We start from the raw sequence: 26,752 nt of genomic DNA on the forward strand, positions 1-26,752 counted from the left end.
CCAATGGCATTGCTGGAGGGGACAACCGCACCCGTGATGATGTTGTTGCCATAGAGCAAAGAACCAGACACAGGCTCACGGATGCCATCGATGTCCACAGGGGGAGCAGCGATAAAAGCAATCACAAAACAGATGGTTGCGGCCAGCAGGGTGGGGATCATGATCACACCAAACCAGCCCACATAGAGGCGGTTATCGGTGCTGGTCACCCAGTTACAAAACCGCTCCCACAAATTCGCGCTTTCGCGACGTTGGAGAGTTGTGGTCATAGTCGTAATAAGTCCAAATATATTACCAGTTACAAACCCCTGAAAACAGTTATAAACTGCAAGGGCTTAAGCATTAACTTAATATTTGCCCCAAGGGATCGGGGAGAGGCTTAAATTATTGTTAGTAAAGCTAAATAAGTAGTTGTATTTATTTATTTTTCTTAATGATTTTATTTCCATTGATTGCAAGCGATGATTGCAAGCGATCGCCCCCCCTGAGGATAAGCTCAAGGGTTAAGATATTTTAAGCAACCGTGTTTAGGGCAGAGCCTTCCCATGCGCGTAATTTTAATGACTGGCAAAGGTGGCGTTGGTAAAACCTCAGTGGCGGCAGCAACGGGGTTACGCTGTGCTGAGTTGGGGTACAAAACGCTGGTGCTGAGTACCGATCCCGCCCACTCCCTTGCCGATAGTTTTGACCTCGAATTGGGGCATGTCCCTGTGCCCGTCGCTGAAAATCTCTGGGGAGCCGAACTCGATGCCCTGATGGAACTGGAGGACAACTGGGGTGCCGTCAAACGCTACATTACCCAAGTCTTGCAGGCGCGCGGGCTAGAAGGGGTTCAAGCTGAGGAATTGGCGATTTTGCCGGGGATGGATGAGATTTTTGCCCTTGTGCGGATGAAACGCCACTATGACGAAGGTCAATACGATGTCCTGATTATTGACTCTGCCCCCACAGGTACAGCACTGCGGCTGTTGAGCCTACCCGAGGTGAGCGGCTGGTATATGCGTCGCTTCTATAAGCCTTTGCAGCGGATGTCCGTGGCCTTGCGACCGATTGTGGAGCCAATTTTCAAGCCCTTGGTGGGGTTCTCGTTGCCCGATCAAGAGGTGATGGATGCGCCCTATGAATTCTATGAGCAAATTGAAGCCCTTGAAAAGGTCCTCACCGACAACACGCAAACCTCAGTGCGCTTGGTCACCAATCCAGAAAAGATGGTGATCAAGGAATCTCTTCGTGCCCATGCCTACCTCAGTCTCTACAATGTGGCCACAGATTTAGTGGTGGCCAACCGCATTTTGCCAGAGACCGTGCATGATCCCTTCTTTGCCCGCTGGAAAGAAACCCAGCAACAATATCGCCAAGAAATTCACGACAATTTTCGCCCCCTGCCCATCAAGGAAGTCCCCCTGTTTGCTGAGGAACTCTGTGGTTTAGCGGCACTGCACCGCTTGAAGGAGACCCTCTACGCTGATGAAGATCCGGCTCAGGTCTATTACCAAGAGCAAACGATTCGGGTGGTGCCCCGTGATGGCCAGTACAGCCTTGAACTCTATCTACCGGGGGTACCCAAGGAAAAAATTGAACTGAACAAGACGGCGGATGAGTTGAATATTCGCATTGGCAACCATCGTCGTAATATGGTGTTACCCCAAGGATTAGCGGCACTGCAGCCGGTGGGCGCGAAAATGGAGGCGGACTACCTGAAAATCCGCTTTGCTAGTGCCACCAGTGGCTAATTCAGCTAATCGATGACTGATGAGACTTGCCACTGTGACGACGAGTGGGCTGGCGATCGCCACCACCAATCTGACTAAAGTTTATCGTTCTGGCCATCACGAGACGCCTGTTCTTCAGGGAGTTAACCTGCAAATCCAGCACGGTCATATTCATCTGCTCATGGGACCTTCGGGGTCAGGGAAAACCACTCTGCTCTCGATTTTGGCCGGCATTCTTACCCCCACCAGTGGCCAAGTGGTTGTCTTAGGCCAAGAGATTACGCAACTGTCCAAGGCCGCACTGGCAAAATTTCGCCTGCAAAATATCGGCTTTGTCTTTCAGAGTTTTAATCTTTTCCCCGCCTTGACCGCACTGGAAAATGTTGAAATTGCCCTCAATCTTAAGGGCATTCAAGGTAAAAAAGCGAAGGAACAGGCAGCAGCGCTTCTCAAGGCCGTTGGCTTGGGCGATCGCCTTGACTTTGTGCCCGCAAATCTTTCTGGGGGTCAGAAACAACGGGTTGCCATTGCCCGTGCCCTAGCCGCTGAGCCGAAGATCATTTTTGCCGATGAACCGACCGCTTCCCTGGATTCCCAAAATGGCCAACAGGTGATCAAAATTCTCCACAGGCTAGCAAAAGAAAACGGCTGCACGGTGTTGATTGTTACCCATGATCCACGGATTACAGCTATTGCCGATCGCATCACCAAAATCGAAGATGGCAAAATCAGCGAGGGTTAAGCCTGCCCCCGTTGTACCCAGCGTTCCCAAAGGAGTTGCAGCGTCAGAGCCGCGAGACCCACGGCAATAATGCTAAAGACCCCCGTTGCGAGGGTACACAAGCCCACCACAAGCGTGCGCACGGCCACGGCCAAGCTATAAACCAATTGATTGTGGTAACTGACAGCATGGGTGGCAAAGACGTAGGCGATCGCCCCTGTTAGCTGATAGAGGAGAATCCCGAGCGTACCAGCAATCAGCGCACCAGTTAAACAGCGTAATGGGTTAGTTTTTGGGGGGAGAAGGGTCATGGACGGTATTCACCTTTGTGAGCCGATGATTCCAGAATACGGTAGCCAATGTCACGACGATAGTAGCAGTCGGCAAATTCAATGGCGCTGACGGCCGCATAGGCCTTGGCTTGAGCCGTGGCAAAATCAGGAGCCAAAGCGGTAATGTTCAATACCCGACCACCATTGGTGTACCATTGCCCCTCCTGCCAGCGCGTTCCAGCATGGAAAACGAGAACCCCCTGCGCGATCGCTGCGGGAATGCCCTGAATCACATCCCCCTTGCGGTAACTCCCCGGATAGCCCCCCGCCGCCATCACGACCGATAGAGCCACCTCATTGCGCCATTGTAACGCTCCCAAACTGGCTAAGCGTCCCTCGACACAGGCCAAGAGCACCTCAATCAGAGGAGTTTCCAAGAGGGGAAGTACCACTTGGGTTTCAGGATCACCAAAGCGACAGTTAAATTCCACCACATAGGGATTCCCTGTGGGCGTCACCATCAGACCAGCATAGAGCACCCCACAGTAATGGATTCCCCGATCCTGTAACGCCCCAAGGGCAGGTTCAAGAATCGTCTGTTGAATCCGTTGCATTAACTCTGGTGTTACCCAAGGGACAGGGGCATAGACCCCCATTCCCCCAGTATTCGGACCTGTATCCCCTTCGCCAACGCGCTTATGATCTTGGGCGGGCAGCAGCGGCAGAATGGTTTTGCCATCCGTAACAGCGAGTACGGAGACCTCTTGCCCCTCCAGCACTGATTCAATGACCACCCGTTGACCAGCGGCGCCAAATTCACCCCCAAAAATCCGCTCCAGGGCAGCGATCGCCTCTGCTTCTGTGGCCGCTACCGTCACTCCTTTACCCGCCGCTAAACCATCGGCTTTAATGACAATGGGTGCCCCTTGGGCTTGGAGATAACGAGAGGCCGCCTCGTAATTGTCGAACACTGCTGCCTTGGCTGTAGGAATCCGAGCCGCCTCCATGAGCGCCTTTGCCCAAGCTTTACTGGCTTCAATTTGTGCCCCTGCTTGGCTAGGACCAAAGACAGGAATCTTTAGTGCTTGCAGGCGATCGCCTAAGCCAGCGGCAAGGGGAACCTCTGGCCCGACAACCACTAAATCAACGTTATTCTCTTTGGCAAATTCACCGATGCCCGTAAGGTCGGTGGCTTCAATGGCCACATTCTCACACCGCTCTAGGCAGGCTGTACCCCCATTACCGGGGAGACAATAGACCTGTGTCACGCGAGGAGAAGCGAGTAATTTCCAAGCAATTGCGTGCTCTCGACCACCACTGCCAACGACAACGACCTTCACCGATGCACTCCAAAAAGATAGGCCATATTTTTGAAATCAATCTTCAGGAGATTATCAAGTTTATCAGTCAATAGGCAACTTTCTCTCCAAAGGTAACCGGCCAAACGATACTCAGGCATTTTCAACCCCTCCTAGCCGTCGCAAATTTGGCCACAGGTGCGCATTTCAAGTGAAGAGGGCATGGTGGCATTCCCACAAACGATTGGCTGACCTTTCTAGTATGCGATCGCCCTGATCGCCACAAAGCGCAGATTTACATCCCTAGGGGCAAACGTTAAACTAAAGGGTTGGACTCTCAGAAACAATACTATTCACCCTAGCCCTATGACCCTATACAACCCCTCTTTGTACGAAGAACCCATTTCCCAAAAGAACTTAACCGCTGCGGCTCGTTCCGATCGCTCCATTTTGGAATGGTTACAGCAAACGGGTCGATTAATTGCCCGTGATGCCAATGAGGCAGACCCAATCCTGGATAGCACCCTCGATGATATGGGTGAAATTGAGGAATTTGTTGGCGACTCCTTGGGCGATTACGACGAAGAAGATGACCTAGGGCTTGAGGAGTAGGGCACAGATCCCCCTATTATCGGAGTGATGTGCTAGAGCTATCCCCATGCCCTCCACCAAAACCACGGCTGCCATTGAACCCCGTTGGCTGACAGGACAGCGACTTTTTGGCCTTCTCGCTATTGGCCTGCTCATTGCCAGCATTGCCTACGATACCAGGGCAAACCACTGGCAACAGCCGTTGCAAACCCTGACACTGCCTTGGTTAGTGAGTTTTGCCATCGTTGCGGTTCTAGGCATGGCTGTCGTACCCCTGCTGCGGCGATTGAAAACCGGACAGATTATTCGCGAAGATGGCCCGCAATCTCACCTGCAAAAATCGGGCACACCGACGATGGGGGGAATCTTTTTTGTGCCGACGGGGTTAAGTCTGGCACTCCTGTGGACGGGGTTCCCTCAGGGGAAACTCTCCCCAACGGTGGGGGCGATCGCCCTGTTGGTGCTTTGGTATGCCGCCATTGGTTGGTGGGATGACTGGCAAGTTCTGCGGCGCAAATCCAACAAAGGGTTATCGGCTCGGCTGCGGCTCCTCCTTGAGGGCATTGGGGCAGCTCTTTTTTGTGCTTGGCTGGTGGGGAGTGATCCAACGGCAACGGTAGTGACCGCTCCTTGGGGGTGGGTCTGGCCTTTAGGGATTGCGTTTATTCCCTTGGCGATTTTTGTGCCAATGGCGGAAGGGAATGCCCTCAATCTCACCGATGGTCTCGATGGTCTGGCTGGTGGTACGGCAGCGATCGCCCTCCTCGCTTTAGGCATTATTCTGACCGCCCATCCCGATTTGCAAATTCTGGCAGTGGTCATGAGTGGTGCCTGTCTCGGCTTCCTCTGGCACAATCACCATCCGGCGCGGGTGTTTATGGGGGATACGGGTTCACTGGCCCTTGGGGCACTCCTTGCCGGCATTGGCTTGGCGAGTCATCACCTCTGGGAATTGTTGATTGTCAGTGGTCTTTTTTTTGTGGAGTCCCTCTCAGTCATTGCCCAAGTGCTCTACTACAAGGCAACCAAAGGTTCCGATGGCGTGGGCAAACGGCTGCTGCGCATGGCACCTCTGCACCATCACTTTGAATTAGGGGGCTGGTCAGAACTGCGGGTGGTGAGTACGTTCTATGGGGTGGTTGCCCTCTTGGGACTGCTCTGTAGCCTCTTGCACTGGCTGGCCTAATGGGATGGGGGAAGTGCAATGAAAGCAGCAGTGCTCTACGGCAAAGAAGATGTGCGCATTGAAACCGTCGCCGATCCCACGCCGGGGCCGGGGGAAGTGGTGATTCGTGTTCAGGCCGCCACCACCTGTGGTACAGATTTGAAGGTATGGCGGCGCGGTGGTCATGCGCGGATGCTAACGCCACCGATTCTCTTTGGCCATGAAGCAGCCGGGGAAATTGTGGCTCTAGGGGCGGGCGTGACCGGCTGGCAGGTGGGCGATCGCGTGGTGGCCAATAATTCTGCCCCCTGTGGCCAGTGTTTTTACTGTCAGCGGCAGGCCTTTTCCCTATGTCCCGATCTGGAATTCAACAATGGCACCTTTGCCGAGTACCTCAAAATTCCCGCCAGCATTGTCCGCCAGAATCTGCTGCCTATTCCGCAGTCGCTCTCCTTTGCCTTGGCGGCGCTCACTGAACCCCTTGCCTGTGTCCTCCACGGCGTTGCCCGCTCTGGCTTTGACCCCGCAATGGTTGAGACGTGGCCCAGTCCACCGCAAATTGTGGTTCTAGGGGATGGTGCCATTGGCCTGATGTTTATTGGGGTTCTGGCACAGCAAGGAGCACGGGTTCTCGCCTTTGGCGGTTCCGATCAGCGGCTGGCGATCGCCCGCACATTCGGAGCAGAGCAGACCCGCAATCATCACCAGTGCAGCGATATTCCCACGGTGGTCAAAGACTGGACGGAAGGACGCGGTGCCGATATTGTCATTGAAGCCACTGGAGTTCCTGAAGTCTGGGAAACGGCGATCGCCTGTGGTCGCCCCGGTGCCACCATTAACCTCTTTGGTGGCTGCCCCCGCGAAACTTCGATCCGCGTTGATACCGAACGCCTGCACTACGAAGAACTCACCCTCAAGGGGGTCTTTCACAACACACCCACATTTGTCCGCCAAGCCTTGCAACTAATTGCCAGCGGTACACTACCCTTCGAGAAACTCATTAGTGGCCAAGCCCCCCTCACGGAGATTGAAAACGTCCTCCAAGCGATGAAAGCACGCCAAGTGATTAAAGTAGCGCTGCACCCCTAGCTATTCCCGTAGGAGCAAATAATACAACTGTCCCGGCGTATTGATCAGACCCGCCCGCGCTTTGGCCACCTCCCCCGTACCCATGAAAATATCGACACGACCCGGCCCACGGATGGCACTCCCCGTATCCTGATCCAAGACAAAACGGCTGACGGGAGTTTGCTGCCATTGGCCTTGGGCGGGCAGGGGAATTTTCGTGTTGATTACCGCCAAGGCACCTGGGGGCATCAGGGACTTATCGGTGGCGATCGAACGCTCTGGAATCACCGGGGTTGAGAGACTGCCTGTGGGGGGACGCCCTTGGGTGTGTTCAAAAAAGACAAAGCTGGCATTGCGAGGTAAATAGCGATCTAGTTCAGCAGGGTTAGCCTCAAAGTAGGCCATAAGGCGCGGTAGCGTCAGTTCCTCCCGGGCAATTTTGCCATCGCGAATCAGTTCTTGGCCAATACTCGTGTAGGGATGATTGGTTTTGCCAGCATAGCCGACGGTAAAGCAGCGACCATCGGGCAGTTGCAGTTCAGCCGACCCTTGGACGTGAACGAGAAAGGCCTCTAGGCGATCGCGCAAATAGACCAGTTCCAGACCCCGCAAAGGACCATTGCGCCACTGCTGACCATCCGCCCCTTCCAGTTCCAAGCGGGTTGGGTGCGGCTCTCGCCACTGCTCAAAATTGGGGGGGCGCCGAAACAGGGGATAGCGGTATTCTGCGGTGGGCACTAAGCTGGCACGATACGTCGGTGCATAATAGCCCGTGAAATCCACTCGCCCTTGGCCATCGGTGCCAATGGATTGATAAAAGACAAATTCGCGTTTGACAGATGCTTGCAGTTCTGCCGCAGAGCGACGGGTTTGTACCAGATGGCGAAAGCGTTCGAGGGAGCGGATCACTCGCTGATGGAGATTGGGGCCAAGGGCGGCGCCGGGTTGACCGGGGGCGGTGTAGGCGGCGTAGTCGCGGCGCGCTTTATCGGTGCGCAGGTAACGCAAACTATGATCAATCGCTTGCAGCAGTCGTGCTCGCTCACTGGGGGATTGCCAGAGAGCTGTATCTAGGGCAACCGTTGGGGGCAGTTGGCTTTGGCGCGTTAAGGGAGCAACTGTTGGTGCTGTGGCGATCGCACTCGTTGCGAGGATCACGACCCCCTGAACCCATCCTGCGAATAAACCCGCCATAGACGTTAGGCAAACCGATCCACACTAGAGGCAAACACAGGTTCTACCCGAATCGCAAAGACTTTCGAGGGGCGCACCACCATGTATTCCCCTTGAATGTTTTTAATGGGAACGGAGATAAAGTCGTTGGAATCTGCTTTGGCCACTAACTCGTTGCTGTACCACTTCTGGAAGTCTTGAATAGTGGGGAAGCGCACCTCCTCACGGTGACCGCCATCCAGAAATAAATGAACCGCAAATTCAGAAGGGGTTCTGGGCATAGGCGCGATCGCTCATCCTTATCATGCACATTATTCCCCTATTATTGCCGCAATCGGTGGCTTCAGGTACTAGGGACCGCCAGTGAGGGGACGGGGGGCGCGATCGTAGTACTGGGCTGTCATCGCTGGGTTGAGAGCGCGAGCACGCTCATAGTCCCGTTGCGCCAATTCAACATTGCCACTATCGAAGTGTGCCATGCCCCGACTATAGTAGGCAGCAACAAATTGGGGATCCCGCCCTAGGGCAGCATCAAAGTCTGCAATCGCCGCTGTATAGTTTTGCAGGGCAAGATAGGCCATGCCCCGGTTGTAGTAGGCAGCAATAAACTGTGGATCGTTGCGCAGCGCAGTGCTAAAGTCCGCGATCGCCCGCTGCATATCCCCTTGGTCATAGTAGGCTAGGCCGCGAGCAAAGTAGTAGTCAGCACTGGGGTTGAGTCTGATTGCTTGGCTAAAGGCATTAATGGCAGCGGCCAGATCACCCCTCCCTTGGTGCATTAATCCCACGTTGTAGTAGTCCTCGGCACTGCGGGGCACAAGGCGTTGCAGTTCCTGAAGTTCAGGGGGTGTGAGGGTGGCGATCGCCATCGGCTGGGCCACGGCAGCACTGCTGAGACCAACAAAAGCAGCTAAAGCTGTCAAAGCACTGAAGAATTGTTGGCGCATTGTCGGCCTCCTTTCGGCATCACTTAGCCTTACTTCGATCCTAAAAGAAAATGAAGAAATCGCCCAGCAAACGATAACAGTTGTAATAAACCGCTGGCGACGCCCCTTTTCTTGGCTGCCCACACAGTAGTCCACGCTGTAGCGGTTTTAACCGTTTTAAGGGCATTCCATTCTTGGAAAAGGGCTGTCTGTTGATATCTTTAGGTTTTTCTGCGCAGAGGGCAGTGCGCTATCTCATGGAGCAGGTGTGATCTAGGGCACTGACGCCGACCTCAGAGTAATGTTCAAAGGGGCTTGTAATTAACAATACGCCCAAAACTCTCCGGCTGCAAACTAGCACCACCCACCAGCACCCCATCAATTTCTGGCTGCGCCATGATCGCGTCAATATTGTTGGCATTGACCGAGCCACCGTACTGAATGGGGACATCGGGATTCTGCAATTTGCTACGAATCAGGCCAATGACACGGTTGGCTTCCGTTTCCTCACAGGTGTCACCGGTACCGATCGCCCAAATGGGTTCGTAGGCAATCACCAAATTGCTCTGATCGACATCCACCAAGTCCAGCGCCAACTGCTGAAAGATGTGGTTTTCCGTTTCGCCAGCATCCCGTTGGGCTTTGGTTTCACCGACACAGAGAATCGGTGTCAGGCCATGGCTTTGGGCAGCCTTGAGCCGTTGGTTAACCGTGGCATCGGTTTCACCAAAATACTGCCGCCGCTCACTGTGGCCGATAATCACGTAGCGCACACCCAACTCCACCAGCATCGGTGGCGAAATTTCACCTGTAAACGGCCCTTGATCCGCCCAGTGGACATTTTGGGCACCCAGCTTCACCCGCGTTCCGTGCAGACTCTTGGACAATACACTTAAACAGGTGTAGGGAACACAGAGCACCACCTCGCGATCGCTAGGGGTGTCCACCAACTTCCCTAAGAACTCCTGTAGGAAGGCCACCGCTTCCTGTTGGGTTTTGTGCATTTTCCAGTTGCCAGCAAGAACTTTTGGGCGCACTCGTCCTGACTTTCCTCTGCGAAACTTAGCGTAATTAAGCGTACCACACGGGTTGCCTCTATAATTAGAGATTTAACTGCGGAAGTGGTTGAGACCTAACCCAGTTTGTCCCAAACCGCCGCAACTCGGGGAGATTGACGCTTGGGTTGCACACGCGGGGTCCGCCGTCCGAGTTTGACTTGGTAGGCGCCGTTGTCAACTGTCACATAGCCCAGTTGGAGAACCTCTGCAAGGGTAGCACTGACCTCTTCCGCAGACCACTGCAACTGCTCAGCCAATTCTGGGACGGTGAAGGGTGTTGGCTGGCGCATCATCAGTGTCAGGAGCGATCGCTGGCGATCGGGCAAAACCAATAAATCTGCTGGATTGAGACCACCACCGCAACCACTGCTAGCGTCTTGACTGTCTATCATTGGCAATGTTCCTCAACGGCAGTGACTGGCAGTGGCACTCGGGAAGGATCAAAATCCCAATCCTTACTCCTAGGCTACCCTAATCCAACAGATGCTGCACAACACTCCTGACAAGGAGACTGTAGGAATGCTCAGGGTAGCGTAAACAGAAAATATCACTGCTCCCTAGTTGAAACATTTCTTCACAAACAGGTAAGATACCCGCAACTGGCACACCATAGGTTGTTTCCACCTGCTGCTTGAGGGAGTCCCTGTTAAACGCACTGGGGACTTTGTTAACGACCATCACCATTTTGGGCACATCAAGCTGCCGCGCCACATCAACCGTGACCGCTGTTCCTTGAAAGTCTTGACGATCGGGGCGCAGAATCAGTACCAAGGCGTCGGAGACTGTAATCGAGAGCAGCGTTTCCTCATTCAGCCCTGGGTGGGTATCAATGAGCAAAAAGTCCAGATTCAGCCCTTGGAGCAATTGCTGAAAACCATCATTGAGCAAGCCGACATCGTAGCCTTCCCGCAGCACACGGGTAATTTCACTGGTTTTGAGGCTAGAGGGAATAAGATAGATTGCGCCTTTAGCTTGCTGGCCGTGAGCAGTAATAAGATGGCTGACATCCCGCGCCACATCAGTAATTTCACAGCGTCCCCACAGGTAGTCATTCAGGGCATGTTCCGTATCTTCCGACTCAAGGCCAAAGAGCACATGGATACCGGGGGATTGAATATCGGTGTCCACGATCGCCACCCGATAGCCCAATGTCGCCAAGGTACAGCCTAGATTTGCCGTTGTATTTGATTTACCTGTGCCGCCACGAAAAGAATGCACAGAAATGATACTACCCATGGCTGTCCTCGCTGATCTGAGAATTCAACGTCTATTTTCACATCCTGCCGGAACCCAAGCGGCCAGTCCATCAAACAAGGGGTCATTCCCTGTCTTAGAAATACTGCTGCGTGTAGAACTGGGCATAGCGGGCAGACTGGGCTAGGAGTTCTTGGTGAGTGCCACTTTCGATGATCCGCCCCTGCTCTAGGACAAGAATGCGATCAGCGCGACGAACGGTGGCCAACCGGTGGGCAATAATAAAGACGGTGCGCCCCTTCATTGCTTTTTCGAGAGCACTTTGCACCAAGGCTTCCGATTCAGAGTCCAAAGCAGAGGTAGCTTCGTCCAAGATCAAGATACGCGGATCAGCATAAACCGCGCGGGCGATCGCCAGTCGTTGTCGTTGCCCCCCAGAAAGATTGATCCCCCTTTCCCCTACCCATGTCTGATAGCCATCGGGAAAGCGCGTAATGAAGTCATGGGCATTGGCGATTTTGGCGGCCTCAATCAGTCGCTCCCAATCCGGTTCAGAGTAACCAAAAGCAATATTTTGGGCAATACTGCCTGAAAAAAGAATCGTTTCCTGAGGAACAATGCCAATTTGCCGCCGCAGGCTTTTAAGTGTCACTGTTTTAATGTCAATGCCATCAACCAAGACTTTCCCCGCTTGGGGGTCATAAAAACGGGGCAAGAGGCTAACAATGGTTGATTTACCCGCCCCTGAATGTCCCACAAAGGCAATGACTTCCCCTGGCTCCGCCAAGAGATTAAAGTCCTTGAGCACTGGACGCTCTGGATCATAGCCAAAACACACATCTAGGTATTGCACTTTGCCAGAAATGGGGGGTAAGGGCTGCGCATGGCTGATTTCCTTGATCGTGGGTTCGAGGGCCAACAGGCCAAAGCTACGCTCCACTGACGCCTGTGCCATTTTGAGTTCGTTGTAATCAGCAGAAATCATATTAATGGGGTCCATCAGTAGTGCCACTGCGGCAACAAAGCTGAGGAACTGCGGCCCCGTGAGATGACCGGCATTAATTTGCCACGCCCCCAAGATAAACAGCAGCATAATGCTCAGCGCTTCAAGAAACCCCACCACAGGGTATTGCATTGACTTAATGCGTTCTGCACGGTGGCGAGCACGGCGATTAATGTCGGCCTGCTGTTCAAACTGCTCTACGGCATAGTCCTCAGCCGCAAACCCCTTAATCAGACGAATCCCGGAAAAAATTTCTGTGAGATGGGAGGCCAAATCGGCAATGCGGGCTTGACTCAGGCGCGACTGTCGCAACAACCGATTGCCAAACCAAGCGATGAGAAACGTCATCAGCGGCGCAATGATCATCGTTCCCAATGTCAGTTGCCAGTTGAGGTAGAACATATAGCCAATGACGGCGACTGTTGTTAAAGCTGAGGGAATGAGGCGATGAAAACTGCTATTGACCATAACGCCAATGCGATCCACATCCTCAGTGAGGCGGTAGGTGAGATCGCCGGTCGCTGCCTTTTCAAAATAGTCCACCCCTAAACGATGCAGATGACGGTACAGCCGCACTCGAATGTCATAGGCAATCCGTAGGGAAATATCGGACATGAGGACATCTTGGCCAAATTGGCAAAAACTACGACCGACAAACAGCAGCGAGGAGGCTGCACACCATTGAATCAGGCCCAGCAAATCCCCCGCGCCAATGAGCTTCGCCGCTTGGCCAATCAGGTAGGCGATCGCCGGCATAGTCGAGACGTAGCCGAGGGTACACAAAAAAGCGACCAGCAACCGTTGCCGATAGGGAAGGATATAAGCAAGTAACAGCCGGTAGCTGGTATTCCAAAGCATGGGCTATTTTCCAATGCAAAAACGGCTAAAGATTTGTTCTAGCACAGACTCAGTCACCTCTTCGCCGGTGAGGGTACCAAGGGTACGGGCGGCAGCATGCAGGTCTATCGTCCAAAAATCAAGGGGCAGTTGGGCATCAATGGCCGCAAGCACATGATTCAGGGATTGGTGAACCTGCTCCAGGAGCGCGGCTTGGCGTTGGTTGATGGCAAAGTCTAGGTTGGCGGCGGTAACCCCTTGGCTGTGAACAAGGTTTAGAATCGCCTCCTCGAGAGACTCAATGCCCCTTTGACTGAGGGCCGAGAGCAGCACGGTGGGAATGGGGGCGATGGGCAATGGAATATCTTGCACATCTACGGTTTCGTTGAGGAGATCAGCTTTATTCAAAACAACCAAGACGGACCGAGGCGCTTGCTGCCGCCGCTGTTGCAGCTCGAGTTGGTCGTAAATCTCCTGATCAGCGGCTGTCCACCCTTGACTGGCATCAATGACAAGGAGGATGAGATCAGCACTGGCTGCGGCTTGGCGCGATCGCTGAACGCCAATTTGTTCGACAAGGTTATCGGTCTCGCGAATGCCTGCGGTATCGAGCACTTGGATCGGAATGCCACCGACAACCAATTGGGACTCGACAATATCGCGGGTGGTGCCGGGTAAATCTGTAACAATGGCGCGATCGCTACGGCTCCAAGCATTGAGCAGACTCGACTTACCGACATTCGGTCGACCCACAATGGCCACTTTGAGTCCAGTGCGGATCAGTGCTCCCCGTTCTGCTGTGGCCAAAAACGCCTCTACTTGGTGTTGCAACTGACGAATTTCCTCAGCAATGGCTGCGGAGTCAAGGGGGGGTAGCTCGTCGGTAAAATCTAGTCGCGCTTCAATTTCCGCCAAGAGGGATAAACAGGTCTGACGAATGTGCTTGAGGGGGCGGGCGAGTTTTCCTGTCAGACCCGCCAAGGCAATTTGAGCGGCGGTTGTGGATTGGGCAGCCACCAGCTCAGCCACACTTTCGGCTTGGGTGAGATCAAGGCGACCGTTGAGAAAGGCGCGCAGCGTAAATTCCCCCGGCTCTGCTAAACGTGCCCCTGCGGCGACACAGAGTTGCAGCACGCGCTGGACAGGGATGAGGCCACCATGACAGTGAAACTCGACCACATCTTCGCGGGTATAGGAGCGGGGCGCCAGCATTAACAGCAGGAGTGCTTCATCGACCCGTTCCCCGGTTTGGGGGTCGCGGACATAACCATAGAGAATGCGATGGGATTCCCAAGGCTGCTTGCCCGGGGTCTCAAATAAAGACTGGGCGATCGCGACTGCTTTGGCTCCTGAGAGACGGACAATGCCGATACTCCCTTGCTGGGGCACAATAGCCGTGGCGATCGCCACAATCGTGTCATGGAGGTATTGCACTACCGTGGGGGATAGGACTCCTTTAAAGACTCATCTCGGCGGCTTGCACTTTCTCCACTTGTTTCTTCTTGAGCACCAGCAGAATCTGCGAGAGGGTAATGGCAGCAAAGAACACCAACAGCCACTTAATGCGGTTGGGATCCTGAAGGACAATTTCCGTATCCTTTTGCCCAAAACCGCCCACATTGGGATTGTTGGTGAGGGCTTCACCCGCAGCCACCGTTTGGCCTTCCCTGACAATGAGGTCAGGGCCAGCAGGAATGGTTTCTGTCACTGCTTCGCCACTCTCGGGGGTAACTACCACCGCAGTACTGCCATCGGGGTTAGCGGTCATACTGGTAATCGTGCCCGCGATTGGTGCAGTAAAGACGTTATTGTTGCTCTTTTCACCATTGGGATAGACTTGGCCGCGACCCCGGTTGCCCCCGGCGTGAACGGCGTATTTACCGAAGTGGATCGATTTATCCGTGGCAGGGTTGGGGGCGAGGATGGGGAAAACAATTTCCTGATACTGCTCACCCGGTAGGGGCCCCACAAGAACAATGTTTTGCTTATCCTCGCTGTAGGGCTGGTAGTAAATGCCGCTGGTTTTGGCTTGCAACTCCTCGGGAATGCGATCAGGAGGAGCAATTTTGAAACCCTCGGGCAGCATCAGCACTGCACCGACATTCAGACCCCCTTTCGAGCCGTCCCCCAGCACCTGTTGCACACTGGTGTCGTAGGGAATTTTCACCACGGCTTCAAAGACAGAATCGGGGGTAACGGCTTGGGGCACTTCCACTTGGATGGGCTTGGCGGCGAGGTGACAGTTGGCACACACAATCTGCCCGGTTGCTTCACGGGGACTGTCATAGCCCTGCTGGGCATAGAATGGGTAGGCCTGCGCCTGCGGTGACCAAAGAAGCACACTGGCGGCAAGGGCGATCGCCAGCGTCAAAGATTTAAAAAAGCGTTTCATACCACTCCCTAATTTCTCTTTACGTCCACCAAGGTTCTTTGCCCGTGCGGAAATCAGTTTCCGTCCAAGGGGTAAACACCAGTTTGTCATCTTCGGTAACCGTGGCCCTCACCAGTGCCAAGGAGAGGGGAGCAGGGCCACGCACCACTTTACCCGTGCTGTCGTATTGAGAGCCATGGCAGGGGCAAATGAACTTGTTTTCACTGACATTCCAAGGCACCACGCAGCCAAGGTGAGTGCAGACGGCATTCAAGCCATAATTGGCAATTTGGTGATCCTCAGTAACAATCACGTAGGTGGGATCCCCTTTGATCCCTTGGGCAAGGGAGCGATCGCCCGGCAGGTGCTTTGTCAGGTAGTCGGAAACCTTGATATCGTTGCCCAATGCATCCTTGGCAACCACACCACCACCCGTGCCACCACTGGAGGGCGGAATGAAATACTTGACGACAGGGTAAAGAGCGCCCAACGCTGTACCCGTGATGGTACCAAACGTCAGCAGGTTCATAAACTGTCGCCGCCCCATATCGGGCACATCAGACATTCCAGAAACTTGAGCCATGGTTTACGCTTATTTACTAAGGAGTCAAAACGGATAGCCGTAAAATAATTACGTTTGTTAACTATTATCACACTGTCTGAGCCGTCCCGACCGCAAGGGCTAAAATTCTTGCCAATGCTGACGCCCCTCACTGGTGATGAACTCCATGCCTTGCTCCTGCGCAAATGGGGGCGCTCCTTTGATCTGCAGTTTCGCCGCGTTGGCGATCGCATCTTTTTACAAGTGATGTGGCGCTACCTCGAGCAGGCCTCTTACCCCGATACGCCTGAAGACTATGCCGCCCACCTCGGGGCGATCGCACAGCACCTCAATGACTGGGGCTGTGCCCAGCAAGTTTGCACCTTTATTGAGACCACCCGTGAGAAACCCCGCCTCGGCAAGGCCGTGAATATTCCCCTCGACCTTGGTACCCGCATTATCGAATGGCTGGAATAGCCGCCCCTAGCAGATTTTTGAAAAAATGTTAAGAATGTTAAAAAGGATTGCGATAATGTGGGAGATGTCCCCCCTATGCCTGAGAATGTTTGCGGAAGGTTACGTCAGCCCGTCGGGTCAATCGCCGTACCTATCTCTCCTGCAGGAGTTCGGTGAATCGTAACATTCCAATGGCAGATGCCACATTATCAAGACCCTTGTTTTACAATTCCAACTTTGGAGGAACTCAATGAGCGTCGTCACGAAATCGATCGTGAATGCAGATGCCGAGGCCCGTTATCTCAGCCCCGGTGAACTGGATCGCATTAAAAGCTTTGTCAGCAGCGGCGAGCGCCGTCTGCGCATTGCCCAAACCCTGACCGAAAACCGCGAGCGGATTGTCAAGCAAGCGGGCGATCAACTCTTCCAAAAACGGCCTGATGTGGTCTCCCCCGGTGGCAATGCCTACGGTGAAGAAATGACCGCCACCTGCCTACGTGACCTCGACTACTACCTGCGGCTTGTGACCTACGGTATTGTTGCGGGTGATGTCACCCCCATCGAAGAAATTGGTTTGGTGGGTGTGCGTGAAATGTACAACTCCCTCGGTACTCCCATTCCTGCTGTGGCCGAAGGGATCCGCGCCATGAAGAACGTTGCTTCCTCGCTGCTGTCTGCAGAAGATGCCGCTGAAGCCGGTTCTTACTTTGACTTCGTGATTGGCGCCATGCAGTAGGTCGCCTCAGCATCCTTCATTGATCCATCATCCAAATCAGTTTTTGAGGAAATAGAACCATGCAAGACGCGATTACCGCTGTCATCAACGCCTCTGACGTGCAAGGCAAATACCTCGACACCGCCGCCATGGAGAAGCTGAGAGCTTACTTCGCCACTGGTGAACTGCGGGTGCGTGCTGCGACCGTGATCAGCGCCAATGCCGCCAATATCGTCAAAGAAGCAGTGGCCAAATCCCTGCTCTACTCTGACATCACCCGTCCCGGTGGCAACATGTACACCACCCGTCGCTATGCCGCCTGTATCCGCGACCTCGACTACTACCTGCGCTATGCCACCTATGCTATGTTGGCTGGGGACCCTTCCATCCTCGATGAGCGGGTGCTCAATGGGTTGAAAGAAACCTACAACTCCTTGGGTGTGCCCATCGCTGCCACTGTGCAAGCCATCCAAGCCATGAAAGAAGTCACCGCCAGCTTGGTGGGTGCCGATGCCGGCAAAGAAATGGGCATCTACTTTGACTACATCTGCTCTGGCTTAAGCTAAGTACAGATCTCCAGTCGCCCATTTGTCTGGGAGTTAGGGGTTAGAGTGTCAGCCTGTCATGGCAATTGTGCTTAAACAGTCTGAGTCTGGCCTTTAGCTCCCAGACGTGTAATCACCCCACACAGATTTGGAGTCCCATCCCATGCGCATGTTCAAAATTACCGCCTGTGTGCCGAGTCAAACCCGTATTCGCACCCAGCGCGAACTGCAAAACACCTATTTCACGAAACTGGTGCCCTACGAAAACTGGTTCCGCGAGCAACAACGCATCCAAAAAATGGGTGGCAAAATTGTGAAAGTGGAGCTGTTTACGGGTAAGCCGGGGGTCAATACCGGTCTAGCCTAGGTACCCCTCTAAAACTGTTTCCTAGCGATTTTGAGGCTTCACTGTTGAGATAGTTGATTGGGTGGGTTGTTCCCTTCTGAGACAATTATCTGAGCAGTGGAGCTTTGCTCATTAGAGAAGCCCTAGAGAAGCTTTTACAAGGCTGCTAAACGAGAAAACGCTCCCAGCCATCGCCATATTGGAAGCGCATTTTGGGAAAAACAGCTTCTAGGTTCTCGTGGGGGCGCGGGATCACCGTTGACGACAGATAGAGCGTTTTTTCCTTAGGACTTTGAGCTGGAATTTTCTTGGCGGCTTCCACACCCGCTGCAACCGCAATTTGCACTTCAGAAACGTCGCCGCGCACAATAATTGTCAGGCGAGCACCACTGACCACTTCATAGCCCACAAGGGTAACACGCGCCGCTTTTACCATCACATCGGCAACAGCTAAGGCAGGGGGATGACCCAGTACCTCTACCATCCCAAGGGCAATGGGCATGAAGACCGCTCCTAAACACAAAAATTTGTTAAAGTAATGCCATTCTTGCGATTGCGAGGGAACGCACTGATTTGGCAACATCAGCATATCATCTCTATTGATAGCCTTGATAAGTTTGAGGGGCGATCGCGATAATTGATTTTTATCGTCAAAATCATCTTTTCTGATTGAGTCTTTTTTGAGGGTATTTTAAGAACGCCTCACCCCCATCAGCTTAGCCAAGCCAATCCCCGTAAAGTAGAGGGCAAGCAGAGCACCCGCCAACAGTCCTTGAGTAATCGGATCAATGGAGGGGGTTAAAACCGCTGCCACAGCCACGGCAATAATCACCACGTAGCGCCACTGACTGAGCATTTGCGGAATCGAGACAATGCCTAGGGCAATGAGCACCAACTGAAGAATAGGGACTTGGAAGGCGAGGCCAGTGGCAAGGAGCAACAACAAAATAAAATCCACATAGCGATCAATCGACCACAATTGCTCAACCACATCTGCCCCATAGTTAATGAAAAAGCTAAGGGCTGCGGGTGCCAAGAGGGTATAGGCAAAGGCCAAACCGGCAATAAAGAGAATCGATGAGCCAAAAACCACCGGTGCCAGCAAGCGTTGCTCACGCCGTGTCAATCCCGGCAGGATAAAACGGATGGCTTGGTAGAGAATCATCGGCGTCGCTAGGAGGATGCCGCTGTAGGCCGCCGCTTTACAGGAGACAAAAAAGTACTCCCCTGGACTCAGCTGCAGGAATTTCGCGCCATGGGCTGGTTTTTCAAGAAATTGAATGATCCAGCGGACTTGGGTAAAGCAGAGAACAATGGTGACGGCAACAGTGCCGAGGACAACAAAGAGCCGCTGCCGCAACTCCTCAAGGTGATCCCAGAGGGACATTTCCACTTCGTTGGGCAGTTCATCCTCAGGGTCAATCGGGTCGCTCGCTTCAAGGGCGCTGTCAACAATCGCTGAGGATTCTGGAGCGGGACTATTAATATCGGGCGATCGCGTCATTCAATCTCTACAATTCCTACTCTTTCACAATTATGGAGGAAGTGCCCACGGGGTTCCACCCTCTCTTCAGCAGTCATGTCACGCTTTTATCAGCAGTGACACATGCTGAAAACAGCTAAAGCTGCTACAAAACAAGCGCATCTCCCCCTTCTTTACCGCCTAATTGTAGAAAAGCGCTGTAGCTAGAGTTTTCTGAATCCTTGTCCTGGTTTTTACAATGATAAGCGTAAGAATTATAATGCGTTAGCACTGCCCCAAGGGGTGGCGACTCAATTCTCAAGTCTTGATCACTTGCACCGACACGAGTCTATGTCCTTAATGGCAATTCCCCGCAGTTGGGGTAAGCTGCCGCTGACGGCTGAACTGCTCAGCAAATTACAACACCAACGGGAACTGGTTCTCACGGGGATGCCCCGCCTTGTCAAGGGCTTTGTGGCCACCACATTGGCGCAGCAGAGTCGGCAATCACTGTGTGTGATCACTTCCACCCTAGAGGAGGGGGGACGCTGGGCGGCGCAATTGGAACTCATGGGTTGGGATGCTGTGCTCTTTTACCCGACATCGGAGGCCTCTCCCTATGACCCCTTTGACTTGGAAGCGGAGATGGTTTGGGGGCAACTGCAAGTTCTAGTCGAGAGCGATCGCCCCAATATTGCCATTGTCACCACGGAACGGGCACTGCAACCCCATTTACCCCCGCCAGAGCAGTTTCGTGCCGCCTGTCTCACCCTACAGGTGGGTCAAGAGCACGCTCTAGGGGAAGTGGCCATCGCCTTGGCAGCCCTTGGTTATGAGCGGGTTTCCCTAGTGGAAACGGAAGGCCAGTGGAGTCGGCGCGGCGACATTGTGGATGTTTTCCCCGTCTCGGCAGAGCTACCGGTGCGCTTGCAGTGGTTTGGCGATGAGATTGAGTCGATTCGCGAGTTTGATCCAGCCAGTCAACGCTCCCTACGTACCGAGGGCGATCGCCTTGATGCTCTTGAGCAGGTCACACTCACACCCATTAGTTTTACGCCCCTGATTGCCCAAGCCCTGCGGGCAGCGGATCACGCCCATCTCATCCCAGAGGATCAAGAGGGACTGCGGCGCTATCTTGGCGTGGCTTTTCCGCAGCCGGCTTCGCTCTTGGATTATTTGCCTGCCCAGACCCTCATTGCTGTGGATGAGCCACCCCTCTGTGCTGCCCATGGCGATCGCTGGTATGAACACACTCACGCCTACTGGCAAAGCCTTGAAACGCCACCACCTCCCATCCATCGTCCGTGGTCGGCCAGTGCCCATGCCCTCGAGCGGTTTCAACGGGTGCACCTCTATGAACTGGCCAGTGAGGGACTCGGTCTGAATTTATCAGCACGGGCGGTTCCAGCGATTCCCCACCAATTTGGTCGCTTGGCGGCAACCCTGCGGGAGGAACGGGACAAGGGGTACACGGTGTGGTTGGTCTCTGCGCAGCCGAGTCGCTCTGTGGCGCTGTTGCAGGAGCACGATTGCCCCGCCCAGTTTGTGCCTAATCCCAAGGACGTTTCGGCCATTGATAAGCTGCAACAGCAGCGACTGCCCATTGCCCTGAAGGCCAGTGGCCTAGCGGAAATCAGTGGCTTTATTTTGCCCACGTTCCGCACGGTGCTGGTGAGCGATCGCGAGTTCTTTGGCCAGCACAACTTGGTCAACCTTGGCTATGTGCGCAAACGCCGCCGCGCTGCTGCCAAACAGGTGGATCTCAACAAGCTGCAGCCGGGGGATTACGTCGTCCATCGCCAACACGGTATTGGCCAGTTCCTGCGCCTTGAAACGCTAACGATTAACCATGAAACCCGCGAGTACCTCGCCCTACAATATGCCGATGGCATTCTCCGCGTTGCTGCCGATCAACTGAACAGTCTCTCCCGCTACCGCAAACAAAGCGATGGCGTCCCCCAACTCAATCGGTTAACAGGCAACACTTGGGAACGTACCAAAGCACGGGTGCGCAAGGCCATTAAAAAAGTGGCGGTGGATCTGCTGCAACTCTATGCCCAACGCGCCCAACAACAGGGCTTTGCCTTCCCCCCGGATACACCGTGGCAGCAGGAAATGGAGGACTCGTTTCCCTATCAGCCTACTCCGGATCAACTCAAGGCCATCCAAGAGGTCAAGGCCGATATGGAGAGCGATCGCCCCATGGATCGGCTGGTCTGCGGTGATGTTGGCTTTGGGAAAACCGAAGTGGCCATTCGCGCTATTTTCAAAGCCGTGATGGCAGGCAAACAGGTGGTGGTTCTCGCACCCACAACGATTCTGACGCAGCAGCATTACCACACCCTCAAGGAACGCTTTGCCCCCTATCCGATTCAAGTGGGACTCCTCAACCGCTTTCGCAGTGAGCGGGAGCGCCAAGACCTCCTACAAAAACTCAAAACCGGCGAAATTGATGTTGTCGTCGGCACCCATCAACTCCTGAGCAAGACGGTCAAATTTCGGGACTTAGGGCTATTGGTGGTGGATGAGGAACAACGCTTTGGCGTCAACCAAAAGGAGAAAATCAAAGCCCTCAAAACCCAAGTGGATGTCCTCACCCTGAGTGCGACACCAATTCCGCGCACCCTCTATATGGCCCTGTCGGGGGTTCGGGAAATGAGTCTGATCACGACGCCTCCCCCCTCGCGACGCCCGATTCAAACCCATCTGGCCCCCTATGACCCAGAAACGGTGCGCAGCGCGATTCGCCAGGAATTGGATCGGGGGGGTCAAGTCTTTTATGTCGTGCCGCGGGTTGAGGGAATTGAGGAGGTGGCGGCAAAGCTGCAAGGGATGGTGCCCAGTGCCCGTATTCTCATTGCCCACGGCCAGATGGCAGAGGGGGAACTGGAATCCACGATGCTTGGCTTTAGCAATGGCGAAGCCGATATTCTTGTCTGTACGACTATCATTGAGTCCGGCTTGGATATTCCCCGTGTCAATACGATTTTGGTGGAGGATGCGCAGCGGTTTGGCTTGGCACAGCTTTATCAACTGCGGGGTCGGGTTGGCCGAGCGGGCATTCAAGCTCATGCGTGGTTATTTTACCCCCGCCAAGAGGTACTCACCGATGCCGCCCGTCAACGGTTGCGGGCAATTCAGGAGTTTACCCAACTGGGATCGGGCTATCAACTGGCGATGCGAGACATGGAAATTCGCGGTGTCGGCAATCTGCTAGGGGCGGAACAGCACGGTCAACTGGACAGTGTTGGCTTTGATTTGTACGTGGAACTGCTCGAGGAGGCGATCGCCGAAATTCGCGGCCAAGATATTCCCACCGTTGACGATACCCAAGTGGATCTCAATGTCACTGCCTTTATTCCCGCCGATTATATGCCCGATCTGGAGCAAAAGATGGCCGCCTACCGTGCGGTGTCCGCTGCAACGACAAAAGAAGACTTGATGCAATTGGCAGCAGAGTGGAGCGATCGCTATGGGGCATTGCCCAAATCAGTTCAGCAACTGCTACGGGTCGTGGAACTCAAGCAACTGGCACGGCAGTGTGGCATTAGTCGCATTCGTCCCGAAGGGAAGCAGCACGTGATCCTTGAAACCCCGATGGCTGAACCCGCATGGAAACTGCTCCTAAAGCAACTGCCCACTCATCTCCAAAGTCGGTTTGTCTATAGTCAGGGCAAAATTACCGTGCGGGGTTTAGGGACACAACCAGTGGAGAAACAATTGGAGCAACTCATTGACTGGTTTAGCCAAATGAAAACAACCGTTGCGACGGCTCCCTAAAGAACGGATTGCGGATCCAGTTGGTTCAAAAGGGGCTGAAGAACCGCTTCCCAAGGGGGCAGGGGAGTCCCCAAAACCCCCTCTAACTTCTCGCAGTTGAGGGTGGAAAAGGCAGGCCGCTTGGCCGGTGTCGGATACTCACTGCTGGGAATTGCCTCTAGGGTGGCAGTTGCATAGCCCTTGGCACACAGGTGATCAAAAATTTTCGCTGCAAAGCCATACCAACTGGTACTGCCTCGGGGCGTCAGGTGATAGAGGCCGCTCAGGGAGAGATCCGCCTGCCAGCGTTCAAGCAGTTGATAGGTGACTTGGGCAATAAAGGGGGCAGCCGTGGGCGTACCGATTTGATCGGCAACCACCCGAACGAGAGGACAAGTTTGGGCAAGGCGAACCATTGTGCGCAAAAAGTTCTTGCCCCGCAGGTCATAAACCCAGCTGGTGCGCAAGATCAGGTGACCCGGGTGATGGGTGGCGATCGCCTGCTCTCCTAGCCACTTGCTGTAGCCATAGGCATTGAGGGGGGCAGTGGCATCGGTTTCGCGATAGGGCAGCGATTGAGTGCCAGCAAACACATAGTCTGTGGAGTAGTGAATCAACAGCCCCCCCACCGTTGCCAGCGTTTCTGCCAAAAGACCCACGGCAGTGCCATTAATCCGTTGTGCCCGTTCCGGTTCCTGTTCCGCCTGATCCACGGCAGTATAGGCCGCCGCATTGATGACCACATCGGGCTGCAGGGTTTTTAGCAGGTTGGGAATGGCCTCTAAATCTTCCAAGTCCAGTGTTACGGCAGTGCCTTGGCGAGCAATGGGAATGACTTCAACGCCGGGGGGGGCCTGCTGCACCAATTGCCAGCCCACCTGCCCCGTTGCTCCCAAAATGACTAGCCGCATTTTCCGCACTCCTTGATGATGAACTGATTGTTAAAATACTTTAAGAGTTTGCGCGACTGCCCATGAATACGGCAATTGTCCCCAGCGATTCCGCACCTCAAGAAATTGCGGTCGCGGCTGAAACCCTTCCCAATGAGCCGGAGACCTTTCAACCCTATGATCCAGTGGCCATTGATGCCTACTATCGGCAGCGGCCTTTACTGGTCTTCAGTCGCTGGTTGCGGATTCTCTGGCCAGTGTTTTGGCTTCTCTTTAATCGTTGGTGGGACAGGGTCACAGGCCAAAGCAAACAAAATCAACACCAGCGAGCGATCGCCCTGCGGGAAACCCTCACCCGCCTTGGCCCTGCCTATATCAAAGTGGGACAAGCCCTCTCCACTCGTCCGGATCTGCTGCCAGCGGTGTATCTGGAAGAATTAACAAAACTCCAAGATCAGTTGCCGCCCTTTCCCAATGAAGTGGCGTTTCAGTTTATTGAGGAGGAACTGGGTGCCCCCCCCAGTGAGCTTTTTGCTGAACTCAGTGATCATCCCATTGCGGCTGCCTCGTTGGGACAGGTGTATCGCGGCAAACTCCACAGCGGCGAAGAGGTAGCCGTCAAAGTACAGCGCCCCGGCTTGGCAGAAAGTATCACCTTGGATATTTACATTCTGCGGGGGGTGGCCTATTGGGCAAAACGCCTGATCAAGGAGATTCGCAGTGATTTAGTGGCCATTCTGGATGAATTTGCCGGTCGCCTCTTTGAGGAAATGGACTATACCCAAGAGGGACGGAATGCCGAACGCTTTGCCCGCCTTTATGGTCACCTCCCCGATGTTTATATTCCCAAGATTTACTGGAATTACACGCGGCGGCGGGTACTGACGATGGAGTGGGTGACGGGGGTCAAACTCAACCAACCGCAGCAAATTCAGGCCTTGGGGATTGATCCGCGCTACATGGTGTATGTGGGGGTGCAGTGTTCCCTGCGGCAGTTGCTCGAACATGGGTTTTTCCATGCCGATCCCCATCCGGGGAATCTGTTGGCCATGCCCAGCGGCAAATTGGCCTATCTCGACTTTGGCATGATGAGTGAGATTGCGCCAGAGCAGCGCTATGGCTTGCTGAATGCCATTGTCCACATTGTTAACCGTGAGTACGAAAGCCTTGCCTACGACTATGTTCGTTTAGGGTTCCTAACCCCCGATACAGATCTGGAACCAATTATTCCAGCGCTGGCCTTGGTCTTTGAGGATGCCTTGGGGGCGAGTGTCTCGGAACTCAATATCCAACGCATTTTTGATCGCCTGTCAGAGGTGATGTACGAGTATCCCTTTCAGGTGCCCGCCTATTATGCCTTGATTGTGCGATCGCTCCTGACCATGGAAGGGATTGCCATGGGCGTTGACCCCAACTTTAAGGTACTCAGTGCCGCCTATCCTTACATTGCCAAGCGACTGCTCACGGATCCTGCCCCAGAGTTGCGCACGAGTCTCACGAACCTTCTCCTCAAAGATGGTCAATTTCGCTGGACGCGCCTAGAAAATCTGCTGCGCAATGCCCGCGAGAGCCGTGACTATGACTTTAATGTGGTGCTGGAGCAGGCTTTGGATTTTCTCTTTTCGGAGCGGGGAGCAGAGTATCGCGATCGCCTAGCGGATGAAATTGTCAAGAGCCTTGACACTTGGGCACGGACAACGATGGGGCAATGGAACCTTGTGCAACTCTTACCCTTGGTAACCCATCCCGTACCAGCAACGGCAAGTTCCACTATCGTCAGTGAAGCCAATGCTCTAGAGCATTTGCGCCGCATCTTCAGTATTTTGCAGGATACCCCCGGCTTTGACTGGGGCAAAGTCATCCCTGCGATTCTGCGGATAATTGTGCGTCCAGAGGTCCAACAAATGGGTCAGCGCATTGTCAACGGCCTCCTGCAACGGGCGATCGCCCGCTTTATTCGGGAGATGTTGCTGGCGGACTCGCAGGCGGCGCTTCAGACGACGAGGTTGTCCCGCTAGGTTCTGGGGACGGCGGTAGGGGCACCTCTTTAGGGGGGGTGGGTGCTGGTGGGGCTTCCCCAGCAGGGGCTGGGCTAGGGGTTTGCGGTGGCGCGGTTGGGGTGGGTGCTGCCGGTTGTGGTCTAGGAGCGGGCGCGGGTTGCTGACCTCGGCACACTTCGGGGCGATACTCAAAGGCAAAGGTGAGCGCTAAGGCTTGATACTGCCCTGTGGCCTCAAAGGATTGCTGACGTACCCGTTCTAGAGCTGCTTGATCGAGGAATGCAGAGCCACTGCTGCGAATGATCTGGGGATTGCGGGTGAGTAAACCCGTTTCCGGGGCGGCATTGGCAGGGAGCAATTCACCTTGGGGAGTGACCACCACCGCAACCGTTGTTTCCCCTTGCAGGCGATCGCCACAGGCTTCTTGGGGATAAAAATCTGTAATCCGCTGGGCTAGGTTCACCCGCAGGTTGCTGGTGTTGAGGGTCAACCGCGTTTGATTAAACCACCGCGATAACGCTGCCGCTGCTTCACCCTCTGTGGTTGCTAGGGGTTCTTCAGGAGTGGATTCTGGAGTCGGCGTCGGTGAGACCAGTTGTGGGGCAACGGCGACATCTTCATTCGGGGTTGTCGGGATCGCTGGCAAGGG

General features: G+C 54.2%; 26 protein-coding genes and 2 pseudogenes. 11 read left to right on the forward strand and 17 right to left on the reverse strand.

The features are described 5' to 3' along the window. A pseudogene (locus tag IGQ15_RS05210) lies at positions 1 to 269 on the reverse strand (photosystem II q(b) protein); the annotation flags it as partial. 276 nt (positions 270 to 545) lie between these two features. On the opposite strand from IGQ15_RS05210, the gene IGQ15_RS05215 reads away from it, so the two are divergent. After that, entirely contained in the window at positions 546 to 1,733 is a 1,188-nt protein-coding gene (locus IGQ15_RS05215; protein WP_297049310.1) for a TRC40/GET3/ArsA family transport-energizing ATPase, read from the forward strand. A 19-nt stretch (positions 1,734 to 1,752) separates the two neighbouring features. After that, complete coding sequence (locus IGQ15_RS05220; protein ID WP_363315795.1) at positions 1,753 to 2,454, forward strand: ABC transporter ATP-binding protein; 702 nt, start codon at positions 1,753 to 1,755, stop codon at positions 2,452 to 2,454. Here IGQ15_RS05220 and IGQ15_RS05225 read toward each other — a convergent pair. Beyond that, on the reverse strand, positions 2,451 to 2,744 hold the full coding sequence (locus IGQ15_RS05225; protein WP_297049315.1) for a DUF3082 domain-containing protein: 294 nt from the start codon (positions 2,742 to 2,744) through the stop codon (positions 2,451 to 2,453). The genes IGQ15_RS05220 and IGQ15_RS05225 overlap by 4 nt on opposite strands. Then, on the reverse strand, positions 2,741 to 4,045 hold the full coding sequence (gene purD, locus IGQ15_RS05230) for a phosphoribosylamine--glycine ligase (protein WP_297049318.1): 1,305 nt from the start codon (positions 4,043 to 4,045) through the stop codon (positions 2,741 to 2,743). The genes IGQ15_RS05225 and purD overlap by 4 nt, the downstream gene beginning before the upstream one ends. Positions 4,046 to 4,369: 324 nt before the next feature. Here purD and IGQ15_RS05235 point away from each other — a divergent pair, with 324 nt between their 5' ends. The 3 genes from IGQ15_RS05235 to IGQ15_RS05245 are packed head-to-tail and all read left to right on the forward strand — an operon-like array spanning position 4,370 to position 6,848. Further along, positions 4,370 to 4,615 (forward strand): DUF3134 domain-containing protein, encoded by a 246-nt coding sequence (locus IGQ15_RS05235; RefSeq protein WP_297049320.1) that lies wholly within the window; start codon positions 4,370 to 4,372, stop codon positions 4,613 to 4,615. Positions 4,616 to 4,661: 46 nt separating this feature from the next. Next, positions 4,662 to 5,780 carry a phospho-N-acetylmuramoyl-pentapeptide-transferase gene (mraY, locus tag IGQ15_RS05240; RefSeq protein ID WP_297049322.1) on the forward strand — a complete coding sequence of 373 codons (1,119 nt, stop codon included), beginning with the start codon at positions 4,662 to 4,664 and terminating at the stop codon, positions 5,778 to 5,780. Between the two features lie 18 nt (positions 5,781 to 5,798). Beyond that, a complete protein-coding gene (locus IGQ15_RS05245) occupies positions 5,799 to 6,848 on the forward strand; it encodes an alcohol dehydrogenase catalytic domain-containing protein (protein ID WP_297049325.1) in 1,050 nt (349 codons plus the stop codon). Here the strand turns inward: IGQ15_RS05245 and IGQ15_RS05250 are convergent, their stop codons facing one another. From IGQ15_RS05250 to petC, 10 genes are all read right to left on the reverse strand, one after another. Then, the gene (locus tag IGQ15_RS05250; protein WP_297049329.1) at positions 6,849 to 8,021 is read right to left on the reverse strand and encodes an MltA domain-containing protein; all 1,173 of its coding nucleotides are present in this window, start codon (positions 8,019 to 8,021) and stop codon (positions 6,849 to 6,851) included. Between the two features lie 5 nt (positions 8,022 to 8,026). Then, a complete protein-coding gene (locus IGQ15_RS05255) occupies positions 8,027 to 8,281 on the reverse strand; it encodes a hypothetical protein (protein WP_149817491.1) in 255 nt (84 codons plus the stop codon). A 69-nt stretch (positions 8,282 to 8,350) separates the two neighbouring features. Continuing rightward, complete coding sequence (locus IGQ15_RS05260) at positions 8,351 to 8,947, reverse strand: tetratricopeptide repeat protein (protein WP_297049333.1); 597 nt, start codon at positions 8,945 to 8,947, stop codon at positions 8,351 to 8,353. A 284-nt stretch (positions 8,948 to 9,231) separates the two neighbouring features. Next, positions 9,232 to 9,963, reverse strand: coding sequence for a triose-phosphate isomerase (gene tpiA, locus IGQ15_RS05265; protein WP_297049338.1), 732 nt, complete (start codon positions 9,961 to 9,963; stop codon positions 9,232 to 9,234). 95 nt (positions 9,964 to 10,058) lie between these two features. Continuing rightward, positions 10,059 to 10,376, reverse strand: coding sequence for a hypothetical protein (locus IGQ15_RS05270; RefSeq protein WP_297049340.1), 318 nt, complete (start codon positions 10,374 to 10,376; stop codon positions 10,059 to 10,061). A 79-nt stretch (positions 10,377 to 10,455) separates the two neighbouring features. Further along, positions 10,456 to 11,220: a MinD/ParA family protein gene (locus tag IGQ15_RS05275; RefSeq protein WP_297049344.1), complete on the reverse strand. Its 765-nt coding sequence runs from the start codon at positions 11,218 to 11,220 to the stop codon at positions 10,456 to 10,458. Positions 11,221 to 11,314: 94 nt separating this feature from the next. Then, a complete protein-coding gene (locus IGQ15_RS05280) occupies positions 11,315 to 13,039 on the reverse strand; it encodes an ABC transporter ATP-binding protein (RefSeq protein WP_297049346.1) in 1,725 nt (574 codons plus the stop codon). Between the two features lie 3 nt (positions 13,040 to 13,042). Beyond that, positions 13,043 to 14,452: a tRNA uridine-5-carboxymethylaminomethyl(34) synthesis GTPase MnmE gene (gene mnmE / locus IGQ15_RS05285; RefSeq protein WP_297049348.1), complete on the reverse strand. Its 1,410-nt coding sequence runs from the start codon at positions 14,450 to 14,452 to the stop codon at positions 13,043 to 13,045. A 22-nt stretch (positions 14,453 to 14,474) separates the two neighbouring features. After that, complete coding sequence (petA, locus tag IGQ15_RS05290; RefSeq protein WP_297049351.1) at positions 14,475 to 15,410, reverse strand: cytochrome f; 936 nt, start codon at positions 15,408 to 15,410, stop codon at positions 14,475 to 14,477. Positions 15,411 to 15,429: 19 nt separating this feature from the next. Beyond that, positions 15,430 to 15,972: a cytochrome b6-f complex iron-sulfur subunit gene (petC, locus tag IGQ15_RS05295; RefSeq protein WP_297049354.1), complete on the reverse strand. Its 543-nt coding sequence runs from the start codon at positions 15,970 to 15,972 to the stop codon at positions 15,430 to 15,432. 114 nt (positions 15,973 to 16,086) lie between these two features. On the opposite strand from petC, the gene IGQ15_RS05300 reads away from it, so the two are divergent. From IGQ15_RS05300 to IGQ15_RS05315, 4 genes are all read left to right on the forward strand, one after another. Beyond that, a complete protein-coding gene (locus tag IGQ15_RS05300) occupies positions 16,087 to 16,407 on the forward strand; it encodes a DUF3067 family protein (protein WP_181496866.1) in 321 nt (106 codons plus the stop codon). Between the two features lie 229 nt (positions 16,408 to 16,636). Then, positions 16,637 to 17,122, forward strand: coding sequence for an allophycocyanin subunit alpha (gene apcA / locus IGQ15_RS05305; RefSeq protein ID WP_297049356.1), 486 nt, complete (start codon positions 16,637 to 16,639; stop codon positions 17,120 to 17,122). A 59-nt stretch (positions 17,123 to 17,181) separates the two neighbouring features. Beyond that, entirely contained in the window at positions 17,182 to 17,667 is a 486-nt protein-coding gene (gene apcB / locus IGQ15_RS05310; protein ID WP_297049359.1) for an allophycocyanin subunit beta, read from the forward strand. Positions 17,668 to 17,809: 142 nt separating this feature from the next. Next, positions 17,810 to 18,013 (forward strand): phycobilisome linker polypeptide, encoded by a 204-nt coding sequence (locus tag IGQ15_RS05315; RefSeq protein ID WP_011056799.1) that lies wholly within the window; start codon positions 17,810 to 17,812, stop codon positions 18,011 to 18,013. Positions 18,014 to 18,158: 145 nt separating this feature from the next. Here IGQ15_RS05315 and IGQ15_RS05320 read toward each other — a convergent pair whose 3' ends face one another. Next, positions 18,159 to 18,494, reverse strand: a complete 336-nt coding sequence (locus IGQ15_RS05320) for a carbon dioxide-concentrating mechanism protein CcmK (protein WP_024125880.1) — start codon at positions 18,492 to 18,494, stop codon at positions 18,159 to 18,161. 189 nt (positions 18,495 to 18,683) lie between these two features. After that, positions 18,684 to 19,496 carry a twin-arginine translocase subunit TatC gene (tatC, locus tag IGQ15_RS05325; protein ID WP_297049363.1) on the reverse strand — a complete coding sequence of 271 codons (813 nt, stop codon included), beginning with the start codon at positions 19,494 to 19,496 and terminating at the stop codon, positions 18,684 to 18,686. 309 nt (positions 19,497 to 19,805) lie between these two features. Between tatC and mfd the strand changes: the two genes are divergently transcribed. Continuing rightward, entirely contained in the window at positions 19,806 to 23,234 is a 3,429-nt protein-coding gene (gene mfd, locus IGQ15_RS05330) for a transcription-repair coupling factor (RefSeq protein WP_297049370.1), read from the forward strand. On the opposite strand, the gene rfbD is transcribed toward mfd, so the two are convergent. Next, positions 23,231 to 24,124: a dTDP-4-dehydrorhamnose reductase gene (rfbD, locus tag IGQ15_RS05335; RefSeq protein ID WP_297049373.1), complete on the reverse strand. Its 894-nt coding sequence runs from the start codon at positions 24,122 to 24,124 to the stop codon at positions 23,231 to 23,233. The genes mfd and rfbD overlap by 4 nt on opposite strands. Positions 24,125 to 24,186: 62 nt before the next feature. On the opposite strand from rfbD, the gene IGQ15_RS05340 reads away from it, so the two are divergent. Continuing rightward, complete coding sequence (locus IGQ15_RS05340) at positions 24,187 to 26,121, forward strand: AarF/ABC1/UbiB kinase family protein (RefSeq protein WP_297049376.1); 1,935 nt, start codon at positions 24,187 to 24,189, stop codon at positions 26,119 to 26,121. Here IGQ15_RS05340 and IGQ15_RS05345 read toward each other — a convergent pair. Further along, positions 26,057 to 26,752, reverse strand: a pseudogene (locus IGQ15_RS05345) (hypothetical protein); the annotation flags it as partial. The gene IGQ15_RS05340 and the pseudogene IGQ15_RS05345 sit on opposite strands and share 65 nt — an antisense overlap.

Source organism: Thermosynechococcus sp. M98_K2018_005, assembly GCF_015295825.1.
Classification (GTDB): Bacteria; Cyanobacteriota; Cyanobacteriia; order Thermosynechococcales; family Thermosynechococcaceae; genus Thermosynechococcus.